The following is a 12681-nucleotide window of genomic DNA, read 5'->3' on the forward strand; positions in this document are numbered from 1 at the left end:
AACGGACGGGACGTCGCAACCGGCGCCCCCAAGTCCCGGGCGCGAAGGGGGTCTCCCCTGCGCGACGGTGATCCTACTTGCCGACAGTCACTCATACGCCCGGTAGGGTGGCCCGCGCAGCATGCGCATCCGCGAATCCACGGCGAATCCAATGCAGCGGTGCATGCACCCGCTTCGCCAACCAGGGGGGTCACACAGGTGAGTACGGCCGCAACGACGGGTTTCTGCAGGGTCACCGTCGTGGCTCCCGACAGCCGCATCGACGTCGCCCTCCCCGAGGACATCGCCGTCGCCGACGTCTACCCCGAGCTGCTGCGCCTCACCGGCCAGACCCAGCCCGTCGGCGCCCCCACCGGCTTCCACCTGGTCCGCCGCGACGGCACCGTCCTCGACGGCGCCCGCACGCTCGCCGCCCAGCAGGTGCTCGACGGCGAGGTGCTGAGCCTGCGCCCGTTCGCCGACTCGCTGCCGCCCGCGGTCTTCGACGACGTCTCCGACGCCGTCGCCTCCGCCGTCGTCCGCGACCGCCACCGCTGGAGCGACGACATGCTGCGCGGCGCCGGCCTGATCGGCGCCGCCCTGCTCCTCGTCCTGCTCGGCTTCGTCCTCTGGTACGCCGACCCGGTCCGCCACGACATGCACGGCCTGCCCGGCATCATCGCCGGCGCCGCGGGCGTGCTCCTGACCGCCGCCGCCGGAGTGCGCGCCCGGGTCTACCGCGACCGCGGCTCCGCCGTCGCCCTCGGCCTCGGCGCCCTCCCGCTCCTGCTGATCGCCGGCTCCGGCATCGTCGCGGCCGGCGCCGGAGAGGGACCCGGCCGGCTGCAGTTCCTGCTCGGCTGCGCCTGCGTCCTGGTCGCCTCCGTCGCCCTGGTCGCGCTCACCCCGAACGGGGACGCCCCCTTCGTCGCGGCCACCTTCCTCGCCGTCACCGGGACCCTGGCCACCTTCGTCGCCATCGTCACCGAGGCCTCCGCCACCGGGACCGCCGCCGTCTGCGCCCCCGTCGCCATCGGCCTCGTCGCCTTCCTGCCCGGTCTCTCCGCCCGCTTCGCCCGGCTGCCCATCGGCTACGCCGCCCCGCAGAGCGCCGTGGAGGATTACGAGACCCCGGACCGCTACGAGACCGAGCCGTACGGCGACCCCTCCGGCTCCGAGCACCACGAGGCGGGCACCCCGCTCGACGCCGAGGCCATCGCCGCCCAGGCCCGCCGCGGCCACGAGATGCTGCTCGGCCTGGTCGGCGGCTGCGCCGCGGTCGCCGTCGGCTCCGCCGCCGTCCTCGGCTTCTCCGACAACACCTGGGGCCGCCTGCTGGCCCTGGCCACCGGGCTGGCCATGCTGCTGCGCGCCCGCCTCTTCCGCTACACCTCCCAGGTCGTGTGCACCCTGGTCGCCGGTCTGGCCGCCATCGCCCTGCTGATCCTGGGCCTGGCCCTGCACCCGCCGGCCGACCTGGTCCGCGAGCTCGTCCAGTACCACGACCGCGGCGGCCTGGACCTCCGTACGATCTGGCTCTCCGCCGCCGTCACCGCCGGCGCGGCCCTCCTCGCGGGAATTGCGCTTGTCATCCCCCGCAAGGGCCTGTCACCCTTCTGGGGACGGCTGCTCGACCTCACCGAGGCGGCAGTACTGCTCAGTCTTGTCCCGCTGGCCCTCGCCGTGCTGGACGTGTACGCCCGGGCCCGCGCTCTCACCAGCTGAGACAGGGGCCGGGCGGCAGCCTGGTACGCTGTGTGACGGCCGTTTGTGTACGCGTCCGCCGGATCCCTCGACGAGGGGTCTGTGGACTGCGCTCAGCGGACCCCGCCTCCCGAGTTACGGAAGATCCCCAGAGAATTCGACCTGGGGCACTCGGTGGCCACGAAGACCTATACGAGGAGTACGCGTGTCGCTCGACGCCGCTACGAAGAAGCAGATCATCGCCGAGTTTGGTGCCAAGGAGGGCGACACCGGCTCCCCCGAGGTCCAGGTCGCGATGCTCTCCAAGCGCATCACGGACCTGACCGAGCACCTCAAGACCCACAAGCACGACCACCACTCCCGTCGTGGTCTGCTGATCCTGGTCGGCCAGCGTCGCCGCCTGCTGCAGTACCTGGCCAAGAAGGACATCCAGCGCTTCCGTACGCTGGTCGAGCGCCTCGGCATCCGCCGCGGTGCGGCCGGCGTCAAGTAAAGACGCTGTGAAGGGAGCGGTTCCCACACTGAGGGGGCCGCTCCCTTTGCTGTACGTGCAGTCGCTCTACGTGCGCGACGTACCGGACGCTTTGTAGTCTGGACGCAACGTGCATGCGAACCACGTGCACAACTGAAGAGGAGGAGCGCCCTCCCACGCCGCCGGTCCTCGGTAGTGGTACCCGGAGAGCCCCACGGGCACTGGACCGGGTACTTCGATCGAAGACCGGCCCGCACGCAAGGAGCGCTTCTCCGCAACCGTCCGCAGCCACACGGGCAGCGGACGGAGACGACGAAAATGGAGAAAACGCTAGTGGAGAACGAGACCCACTACGCCGAGGCCGTCATTGACAACGGTTCCTTCGGCACCCGCACCATCCGCTTCGAGACGGGCCGTCTGGCCCGCCAGGCCGCCGGCTCCGCCGTTGCCTACCTGGACGACGACACGATGGTGCTTTCCGCCACCACCGCGTCGAAGAAGCCCAAGGACCAGCTCGACTTCTTCCCCCTGACGGTGGACGTCGAGGAGCGCCAGTACGCGGCCGGCAAGATCCCCGGATCCTTCTTCCGCCGCGAGGGCCGCCCCTCCGAGGACGCGATCCTCACCTGCCGTCTGATCGACCGCCCGCTGCGCCCGTCCTTCAAGAAGGGCCTGCGCAACGAGATCCAGGTCGTCGCCACGATCATGGCGCTCAACCCGGACCACCTGTACGACGTCATCGCGATCAACGCCGCGTCCGCGTCCACCCAGCTGGCCGGTCTGCCCTTCTCCGGCCCGATCGGCGGCGTCCGCGTCGCGCTGATCCGCGGCCAGTGGGTGGCCTTCCCGACCCACACCGAGCTCGAGGACGCCGTCTTCGACATGGTCGTCGCGGGCCGCGTCCTGGACGACGGCGACGTCGCGATCATGATGGTCGAGGCCGAGGCCACCGAGAAGACCATCACCCTGGTCAAGGGCGGCGCCGAGGCCCCGACCGAGGAGATCGTCGCCTCCGGTCTGGACGCCGCGAAGCCGTTCATCAAGGCCCTCTGCAAGGCCCAGGCCGACCTGGCCGCCAAGGCCGCCAAGCCCGAGGGCGAGTTCCCGGTCTTCCTGGACTACCAGGACGACGTGTACGAGGCCCTCGCGGCCGCCGTCAAGGGCGAGCTCTCCCAGGCGCTGACCATCGCGGGCAAGCAGGACCGCGAGGCCGAGCTGGACCGCGTCAAGGACATCGCCGCCGAGAAGCTCCTCCCGGCCTTCGAGGGCCGCGAGAAGGAGATCTCCGCCGCCTACCGCAGCCTGACCAAGGCCCTGGTGCGCGAGCGCGTCATCAAGGACAAGGTCCGCATCGACGGCCGCGGCGTCACGGACATCCGTACGCTGGCCGCCGAGGTCGAGGCCATTCCGCGCGTGCACGGCTCGGCGCTGTTCGAGCGTGGCGAGACCCAGATCCTGGGCGTCACCACCCTGAACATGCTCCGCATGGAGCAGCAGCTGGACACCCTCTCCCCGGTGACCCGCAAGCGCTACATGCACAACTACAACTTCCCGCCGTACTCCGTCGGTGAGACCGGCCGCGTGGGCTCGCCCAAGCGCCGCGAGATCGGCCACGGCGCGCTCGCCGAGCGCGCGATCGTGCCGGTCCTCCCGACCCGCGAGGAGTTCCCCTACGCGATCCGTCAGGTGTCCGAGGCCCTCGGCTCCAACGGTTCGACGTCCATGGGCTCGGTCTGCGCCTCCACCATGTCGCTGCTGAACGCCGGTGTGCCCCTCAAGGCCCCCGTCGCCGGTATCGCCATGGGCCTGATCTCCCAGGAGATCGACGGCAAGACGCACTACGTCGCCCTCACCGACATCCTCGGTGCGGAGGACGCCTTCGGCGACATGGACTTCAAGGTCGCCGGCACCAAGGAGTTCGTCACCGCGCTCCAGCTGGACACCAAGCTCGACGGCATCCCGGCCTCCGTCCTGGCCGCCGCCCTCAAGCAGGCCCGCGACGCCCGCCTCCACATCCTCGACGTGATGATGGAAGCGATCGACACGCCGGACGCGATGTCCCCGTTCGCCCCGCGGATCATCACCGTCAAGATCCCGGTGGACAAGATCGGTGAGGTCATCGGCCCCAAGGGCAAGATGATCAACCAGATCCAGGAGGACACCGGCGCCGAGATCACGATCGAGGACGACGGCACCATCTACATCGGTGCCGCCGACGGCCCGGCCGCCGAGGCCGCCCGCGCCACGATCAACCAGATCGCCAACCCGACCATGCCGGAGGTCGGCGAGCGCTACCTGGGTACGGTCGTCAAGACCACCACCTTCGGTGCCTTCGTCTCCCTGATGCCCGGCAAGGACGGCCTGCTGCACATCTCGCAGATCCGCAAGCTCGCCGGTGGCAAGCGCGTGGAGAACGTCGAGGACGTGCTCGCGGTCGGCACCAAGGTCCAGGTGGAGATCGCCGAGATCGACCAGCGCGGCAAGCTCTCCCTGATCCCCGTGATCGACGGCGAGGCCGCCGGTGACGACGCTGACAAGGACGACTCCGACAAGTGACGTCGCGTAGTTCCCGTGTGACGGCCCGCCCCTCTTCGGAGGGGCGGGCCGTCGCCCGTACCCAAACCCTCCTCAAGGGCGAGAACGGCATCGGCACCGTCCGGCGCACGGTCCTCCCCGGCGGACTGCGCATCGTCACCGAGACGCTGCCCTCGGTCCGCTCCGCCACCTTCGGCATCTGGGCGCACGTGGGCTCCCGTGACGAGACGCCCACGCTCAACGGTGCCACGCACTACCTCGAACACCTCCTCTTCAAGGGCACCGGCAAGCGCAGCGCCCTCGACATCTCCTCCGCGATCGACGCGGTCGGCGGCGAGATGAACGCCTTCACGGCGAAGGAGTACACCTGCTACTACGCGCGGGTGCTCGACACCGACCTGCCGCTGGCGATCGACGTCGTGTGCGACATGCTCACCGGCTCGCTGATCCGCGAAGAGGACGTCGACGCCGAGCGCGGCGTCATCCTCGAAGAGATCGCGATGACCGAGGACGACCCGGGCGACATGGTCCACGACCTGTTCGCGCACACCATGTACGGGGACACCCCGCTGGGCCGCCCCGTCCTCGGCACCGTCGACACGATCAACGCGCTCGGCGCCGACCGGATCCGCCGCTTCTACAAGAAGCACTACGACCCCCGCCACCTGGTGGTGGCCGCGGCCGGCAACGTCGACCACAACAAGGTCGTACGCCAGGTCCGCGCGGCCTTCGAGAAGGCCGGCGCCCTCGGGCACACCGACGCCGAGCCGATCGGACCGCGCACCGGCACCAAGCGCATCCGCACCTCGGGCCGCGTCGAGCTGGTCAACCGCAAGACCGAGCAGGCCCACGTGGTCCTCGGCATGCCCGGCCTGGCCCGCACCGACGAACGCCGCTGGGCGCTCGGCGTGCTGAACACCGCCCTCGGCGGAGGCATGTCCTCCCGCCTCTTCCAGGAGGTCCGGGAGAAGCGCGGCCTGGCCTACAGCGTGTACTCGTACACCTCGGGCTTCGCCGACACCGGCCTCTTCGGCGTGTACGCGGGCTGCCGCCCGAACCAGGTCCACGACGTGCTGGCGATCTGCCGCGGTGAGCTCGACAAGGTCGTCTCGGAGGGCCTCAGCGACGAGGAGATCAAGCGGGCCATCGGTCAGCTGTCCGGCTCCACCGTCCTCGGCCTGGAGGACACCGGCGCGATCATGAACCGCATCGGCAAGAGCGAGCTCTGCTGGGGCGACCAGATGTCCGTCGACGACATGCTGGCCAAGATCGCGTCCGTCACCCCGGACGACGTCCGCTCGGTCGCCGCCGACGTACTGGCCCAGCGGCCGTCGCTCGCGGTGGTCGGCCCGCTGAAGGAGAAGCAGGCCGCCCGCCTCGACGAAGCGGTGGCCTGAGACCCTGACACCCCGAGGCCGGGCACCGGCCGCCGCCGGCCGGTGCCCGGCCCGTACGACAGGAAGCGAAGAAGCATGAGCAGCAAGCTGCGGGTAGCGGTTCTCGGTGCCCAGGGCCGCATCGGCTCCGAAGCGGTCAAGGCCGTCGAGGCCGCCGAGGACATGGAGCTGGTGGCCGCCCTCGGCCGCGGCGACAAACTGGAGACGGTGGCCGAGGCCGGCGCGCAGGTCGCGGTCGAGCTGACCACCCCCGCGTCGGTCATGGGGAACCTCGACTTCCTCATCGGCCACGGCATCCACGCGGTGGTCGGCACCACCGGCTGGAACGAGGAGCGCCTCACCCAGCTGGACACCTGGCTGGCCGGTTCCCCGCAGACCGGTGTGCTCATCGCCCCGAACTTCTCCATCGGCGCCGTCCTCACCATGAAGTTCGCCGCCCAGGCAGCCCGCTACTTCGAGTCCGTCGAGGTCGTCGAGCTCCACCACCCGAACAAGGTCGACGCCCCCTCCGGCACCGCGACCCGCACGGCGCAGCTCATCGCGGCCGCCCGCGCCGAGGCCGGCTGCGCCCCGCAGCCCGACGCCACCGCCACCGCCCTCGACGGCGCACGCGGTGCGAACGTCGACGGCGTCCCGGTGCACGCGATCCGCCTGCGCGGCCTGCTGGCCCACCAGGAGGTGCTCCTCGGCGGTGAGGGCGAGACCCTGACCATCCGTCACGACTCCCTGCACCACAGCAGCTTCATGCCGGGCATCCTGCTCGGCGCGCGCCGCGTCGTGCAGCACCCGGGCCTCACGTTCGGCCTGGAAAACTTCCTCGACCTCGGCTGATGAGCAGGCAGTAGTCCCCATGCGCGCGAAGATCACTTACTTCCTCACGGCCGCCGTCCTGGTCGTCTACTTCGTCCTGGTCGGCAGCCGGGGGGTGATGCTGATCCGGCAGGGCACCGCACTGACCGTGGCCTTCGGCGGCGCCGTACTGATCCTGCCGGTCATCGGCGTCTGGTTCCTCTGGAAGAACACGCAGTTCGTGACCAGGGCGAACCAGCTCGCGACCGAGCTGGAGGCCGAGGGCGGACTGCCCGTCGACGAGCTGGAGCGGGACCAGTACGGCCGGATCCTGCGCGACTCCGCGGACGAGGTCTTCGCGCGCCGCAAGGCCGAGACGGAGGACGCGCCGGGGGACTGGCGCAGCTGGTTCCGCCTCGCCGTCGCCTACCACGACGCCCGCGACACCCCGCGGGCCCGCAAGGCCATGCAGCGGGCCATCGCCCTGCACGGCGGAGCGCGCCGCCAGGTGGCGCCGTAAGGCCCGCAAGCCCCGTAAACACCGGAAGCCCGTACGGGCCGCCTCGGCGGATCCCGTACGGGCTTCCAGGGCTCTGGACGCCGATGTCAGGCGGGCGGTGTCAGGCGGGCACGGCCCGGTACTCCTCGGCCCAGGCCTCGACGGTGTCGGCGGCACGGTCGAACGCCTCGGTCCGCGACAGGAAATCGGCATTGTGGTCGGTCAGCAGCACCGGCAGCTCCGCGCCGCCGCGCCCGGCGGCCGTCAGAGCCTGGCCCTGGACGGTCCGCGGCAGCCCCAGCCAGCGCACCGGCTGCTGGACCGTACGGAGCTCGGTGATCTCGTCCCACGCGATCGAGCGGGTCCGGAAGAACGACACCCGGCGCAGCCCCGCGGGGCTCACCCAGACGCCCGTCATGAGGATCCGCAGCGCGGACCCGATCACGCAGAGCGCGGCGGCCAGGCAGACGAGGGCGCCGGCCCAGGTGCCCGCGAACGCGATGATCATCGTGGCGAGCAGCATGAAAGCGGCCAGCAGGAGCAGCAGCGCGGCGCCGGCCACCCGCCAGGGCCCAGGCCGGTACGGCCGACGCCAGCGGTCGGGGTCCTCGTGGGCCAGTACGTCCTCGCCGGCGCTGTCTTCGTGCGCGTCGAACGCGCGGTCGGCCGTCAAGAAGGGCAGGGGCACGGCTGTACCTCACTCACATGCACGTTCGGTTGGGCTTGACCGTGAGGCTACCGCCCCTCGGAGGCCTCCGACTGCTGCGACTTGGCGGGCGCCTGGTGGGGCTGGAGTGCCGGCATGCCGAAGAGCAGGGAGCCGACGAGCCCGGCCACCACGGTCAGCCCGACCAGACTACGGGCGGCTATCTGGGCCGCGCCCAGACGCTCGCGCGGCGGCGGAGTGACATTGCTGCGGAAGCGGTCGGCCTCGGCGACGAAGGCGAACGGGACGGGCTCGCTCCGGCGAAACATAGAGCGACTCTCCTCACGGTCGGGCCCGGGGGGCGGTGGTGGCGGGGGTGTGCGGCGTCTACTGGTGAAGACGTACGAACCGCCCAATCGGTGCCGGAATTCGGGACATTAACCAAATTTTATGGCTGGGCGTCAGCTGAAAGGGTGACCGAGCGGCCTCCCGGCCCCGCGGGAGAGCTGCGCGTCGAGCCGTGAGCCGCGCCGTAGAGTGGGCGCGCCCCAAGAGAGTCGTTCGGAAGGACCCCCGGTGAGCGAGACCGCCGCTTCAGACCTGAAACCCAGCTTCCGCAGTGATGTGACGGTGGAGCTGGTGAAGCACTCCGCCGCCGACTCCGACGTGCTGTGGGCCGCCCGTGTCTCCACGGCCGGCGAGCAGTCGCTCGAAGAGCTCCAGAAGGACCCGGAGCGCTCCAAGGGCCTCATCAACTACCTGATGCGCGACCGGCACGGCAGCCCGTTCGAGCACAACTCGATGACCTTCTTCATCAGTGCCCCGATCTTCGTGTTCCGCGAGTTCATGCGGCACCGCGTCGGCTGGTCCTACAACGAGGAATCGGGCCGCTACAGGGAGCTGGAGCCGGTCTTCTACGTCCCGGACGCCGAGCGCAAGCTCGTCCAGCAGGGCCGTCCGGGCAAGTACGTGTTCGTCGAGGGCACCGCGGCGCAGCAGGAACTGACGGGCCGGGTCATGGAGGACTCGTACCGTCAGGCCTACGAGGCCTACCAGGAGATGCTGGCGGCGGGCGTGGCCCGGGAGGTTGCCCGTTCGGTCCTGCCGGTCGGACTTTTCTCCTCGATGTACGCCACCTGCAACGCGCGCTCCCTCATGCACTTCCTCGGCCTGCGCACGCAGCACGAGCTCGCGACCACCCCGTCCTTCCCGCAGCGGGAGATCGAGATGGTCGGCGAGAAGATGGAGCGGCACTGGGCCTCGCTCATGCCGCTCACGTACGCCGCCTACAACGCCAACGGACGCGTCGCCCCGTAAGGGCCGGTACGGCCCGATGGGGACGGATGAGCCCATGGCGTACTGATGTGCGGAGTCAAGTCCGAAGTGTCCGTATTGCCACGTTTCGTAAAGTTCATCTAGGCTGATCAAACGGACCCGGCACTGCTTGAACCCCCGAGCAGGCAGTGCCGGGATCCAACAACCCTCCCGGGCCCGTGCCGGGAGCCACACCCTCTTGACGTCCCCCGAGGGGACAACGCGAGCATGGCAGCGAGTAGCGTGTTACCCATGGCTCCGATCTCGACTCCGCAGACCCCCTTCGGGCGGGTCCTCACCGCCATGATCACGCCCTTCACGGCGGATGGCGCACTCGACCTCGACGGCGCGCAGCGGCTCGCCGTCCACCTGGTGGACGCAGGCAACGACGGCCTGATCATCAACGGGACCACCGGCGAGTCCCCGACCACCACCGACGCGGAGAAAAACGACCTCGTACGAGCCGTCCTCGAAGCGGTCGGCGACCGGGCCCACGTCGTCGCCGGCATCGGCACCAACGACACCCGCCACACCCTGGAGCTCGCCCGCCAGGCCGAGCGCACCGGCGCCCACGGCCTGCTCGCGGTGACCCCGTACTACAGCAAGCCGCCGCAGGAGGGCCTCTACCGGCACTTCACGGCGATCGCCGACGCCACCGAGCTCCCGGTGATGCTCTACGACATCCCCGGCCGCAGCGGCGTCCCGATCAACACCGAGACCCTGGTGCGGCTCGCCGAGCACCCCCGGATCGTCGCCAACAAGGACGCCAAGGGCGACCTCGGCCGCGCCAGCTGGGCCATCGCCCAGAGCGGACTCGCCTGGTACTCCGGCGACGACATGCTGAACCTGCCGCTGCTGTCCGTCGGCGCCGTCGGCTTCGTCTCCGTCGTCGGCCACGTGGTCACCCCCGAGCTCCGCGCGATGCTCGAAGCCCACCTGGGCGGCGACGTCCAGAAGGCCACCGAGATCCACCAGAAGCTGCTCCCCGTCTTCACCGGCATGTTCCGCACGCAGGGTGTGATCACCACCAAGGGCGCGCTGAACCTGCAGGGCCTGCCCGCGGGGCCGCTCCGCCTCCCGCTGGTCGACCTGACGGCCGAAGAGACGGCCCAGCTCAAGATCGATCTTGCCGCCGGCGGGGTACAGCTCTGACATCAGACTTCACAACTGAATAAGCAAGACGAACACAACAGACGAATGCAAGTGCACGAATGACATGCGCGCCACGTGCCTTACGACGAGGTACGTGGCGTGTGTGGTGAGGAGATACTTTTGAGCCATCCGCACCCTGAACTCGGCCCGCCGCCGAAGCTCCCCAAGGGCGGCCTCCGGGTCACCCCCCTGGGCGGTCTCGGAGAGATCGGCCGCAACATGACCGTCTTCGAGTTCGACGGCCGCCTGCTGATCGTCGACTGCGGCGTTCTCTTCCCCGAGGAGGAGCAGCCGGGCATCGACCTGATCCTGCCGGACTTCTCGTCCATCCGGGACCGCCTCGACGACGTCGAGGGCATCGTCCTCACGCACGGCCACGAGGACCACATCGGCGCCGTCCCCTACCTCCTCCGGGAGAAGCCGGACATCCCGCTGATCGGCTCCAAGCTGACGCTGGCCCTCATCGAGGCCAAGCTCCAGGAGCACCGCATCCGCCCCTACACCCTTGAGGTGAAGGAAGGCGAGCGCGAGAACCTCGGCCCCTTCGACTGCGAGTTCATCGCGGTCAACCACTCCATCCCGGACGCCCTCGCGGTCGCCATCCGGACGGGCGCGGGCATGGTCGTCGCCACGGGCGACTTCAAGATGGACCAGCTGCCGCTGGACAACCGCCTCACCGACCTGCACGCCTTCGCGCGCCTGAGCGAAGAGGGCATCGACCTCCTCCTCTCGGACTCGACGAACGCCGAGGTCCCGGGCTTCGTCCCGCCGGAGCGCGACATCTCCAACGCCATCCGCGGAGTCTTCGCGGGTGCCCAGAAGCGGATCATCGTGGCGTCCTTCGCCAGCCACGTGCACCGCATCCAGCAGATCCTCGACGCCGCCCACGAGTACGGCCGCCGGGTCGCCTTCGTCGGCCGCTCAATGGTCCGCAACATGGGCATCGCCCGTGACCTGGGCTACCTGCGCGTCCCGGCCGGGCTCGTCGTCGACGTGAAGACCCTCGACGACCTGCCGGACGACGAGGTCGTGCTGGTCTGTACGGGCTCCCAGGGCGAGCCGATGGCGGCCCTGTCCCGCATGGCCAACCGCGATCACCAGATCCGGATCGTCCCCGGCGACACCGTGATCCTCGCTTCGTCGCTGATCCCGGGCAACGAGAACGCGGTCTACCGCGTGATCAACGGCCTGACCCGCTGGGGCGCCAACGTCGTACACAAGGGCAACGCCAAGGTGCACGTCTCGGGCCACGCCTCGGCCGGCGAGCTGCTGTACTTCTACAACATCTGCAAGCCGCGGAACCTCATGCCGGTCCACGGCGAGTGGCGCCACCTGCGCGCCAACGCAGAGCTCGGCGCCATGACGGGCGTCCCCAAGGACCGCATCGTCATCGCCGAGGACGGCGTGGTCGTCGACCTGATCGACGGCAAGGCCCGGATCTCCGGCAAGGTCCAGGCGGGGTACGTGTACGTGGACGGCCTGTCGGTCGGCGACGTCACGGAGGCCTCCCTCAAGGACCGCCGGATCCTCGGCGACGAGGGCATCATCTCGGTCTACGTGGTCGTGGACAGCAGCACGGGCAAGGTCGTCAGCGGTCCGAACATCCAGGCCCGAGGCTCCGGCATCGAGGACTCGGCCTTCGGCTCCGTCATGGTGAAGATCGAGGAAGCCATCGCCCGCGCCGCGGCCGACGGCGTCGCCGAGCCGCACCAGATCCAGCAGCTCATCCGCCGGACGATGGGCAAATGGGTCTCGGACGGCTACCGCCGCCGACCGATGATCCTCCCGGTCGTCGTCGAGGTCTGAGCCTCGCCGTAGCGCCGTCACTGGAGCGGGGCAACCGGATTTGCATCCGGGGCCCCGCTCCAGTACGTTTACGTCTCCACCTCGCACTACACCCCGGGCACACATGTGTGCCCGTACGTGTCATGCGCGAGCGGGTGGGATTCGAGACCGGGGAAACCTGATAAAGTCTGATCCGCCCGAAAGGGAAAGGCCCTCCAACGGCCACCGAATTCAATTCCACTCCGGAAACGGGGCGGAAAGGATCTGGTAAGGTTGGAACCGCCGGAAAGGGAAAGCGCGAAAGCGAAGGACCTGGAAAGCAAGCGGAACTGACTCTGATAGAGTCGGAAACGCAAGAACGAAAGCCCGGAGGAAAGCCCGAGAGGGTGAGTACAAAGGAAGCGTCCGT

11 protein-coding genes are annotated in these 12681 nt (G+C 69.6%); 9 read left to right on the forward strand and 2 right to left on the reverse strand.

Features of this window, described 5'->3' with window-relative positions; all coding sequences use genetic code 11:
- Positions 1–198 precede the first annotated feature (198 nt).
- The 6 genes from eccD to ADK52_RS31140 all read left to right on the forward strand — a co-directional run bounded on the left by eccD (position 199) and on the right by ADK52_RS31140 (position 7396).
- Entirely contained in the window at positions 199–1704 is a 1506-nt protein-coding gene (gene eccD / locus ADK52_RS31115; RefSeq protein WP_053693197.1) for a type VII secretion integral membrane protein EccD, read from the forward strand.
- 184 nt (positions 1705–1888) lie between these two features.
- Positions 1889–2176: a 30S ribosomal protein S15 gene (gene rpsO, locus ADK52_RS31120; protein WP_030161433.1), complete on the forward strand. Its 288-nt coding sequence runs from the start codon at positions 1889–1891 to the stop codon at positions 2174–2176.
- Between the two features lie 312 nt (positions 2177–2488).
- Complete coding sequence (locus ADK52_RS31125) at positions 2489–4711, forward strand: polyribonucleotide nucleotidyltransferase (RefSeq protein ID WP_053693198.1); 2223 nt, start codon at positions 2489–2491, stop codon at positions 4709–4711.
- A complete protein-coding gene (locus ADK52_RS31130) occupies positions 4708–6087 on the forward strand; it encodes a M16 family metallopeptidase (RefSeq protein ID WP_053693199.1) in 1380 nt (459 codons plus the stop codon). The genes ADK52_RS31125 and ADK52_RS31130 overlap by 4 nt, the downstream gene beginning before the upstream one ends.
- Before the next feature lie 75 nt (positions 6088–6162).
- Positions 6163–6918, forward strand: a complete 756-nt coding sequence (gene dapB, locus ADK52_RS31135) for a 4-hydroxy-tetrahydrodipicolinate reductase (protein WP_030161428.1) — start codon at positions 6163–6165, stop codon at positions 6916–6918.
- 19 nt (positions 6919–6937) lie between these two features.
- A complete protein-coding gene (locus ADK52_RS31140) occupies positions 6938–7396 on the forward strand; it encodes a hypothetical protein (RefSeq protein ID WP_053693200.1) in 459 nt (152 codons plus the stop codon).
- A 100-nt stretch (positions 7397–7496) separates the two neighbouring features.
- Here ADK52_RS31140 and ADK52_RS31145 read toward each other — a convergent pair whose 3' ends face one another.
- Both ADK52_RS31145 and ADK52_RS31150 read right to left on the reverse strand, forming a co-directional pair.
- Entirely contained in the window at positions 7497–8063 is a 567-nt protein-coding gene (locus ADK52_RS31145) for a PH domain-containing protein (protein ID WP_053693201.1), read from the reverse strand.
- 47 nt (positions 8064–8110) lie between these two features.
- A complete protein-coding gene (locus ADK52_RS31150; RefSeq protein WP_053693202.1) occupies positions 8111–8350 on the reverse strand; it encodes a hypothetical protein in 240 nt (79 codons plus the stop codon).
- 247 nt (positions 8351–8597) lie between these two features.
- Between ADK52_RS31150 and thyX the strand changes: the two genes are divergently transcribed.
- The 3 genes from thyX (at position 8598) to ADK52_RS31165 (ending at position 12293) form a co-directional block, all read left to right on the forward strand.
- A complete protein-coding gene (gene thyX, locus ADK52_RS31155) occupies positions 8598–9338 on the forward strand; it encodes an FAD-dependent thymidylate synthase (RefSeq protein WP_053693203.1) in 741 nt (246 codons plus the stop codon).
- Between the two features lie 249 nt (positions 9339–9587).
- Positions 9588–10487: a 4-hydroxy-tetrahydrodipicolinate synthase gene (gene dapA, locus ADK52_RS31160; protein ID WP_053693204.1), complete on the forward strand. Its 900-nt coding sequence runs from the start codon at positions 9588–9590 to the stop codon at positions 10485–10487.
- Positions 10488–10607: 120 nt separating this feature from the next.
- Positions 10608–12293 (forward strand): ribonuclease J, encoded by a 1686-nt coding sequence (locus ADK52_RS31165; RefSeq protein WP_053693205.1) that lies wholly within the window; start codon positions 10608–10610, stop codon positions 12291–12293.
- Positions 12294–12681: the final 388 nt, after the last annotated feature.

This window comes from Streptomyces sp. WM6372 (assembly GCF_001279655.1).
Lineage (GTDB): Bacteria > Actinomycetota > Actinomycetes > Streptomycetales > Streptomycetaceae > Streptomyces.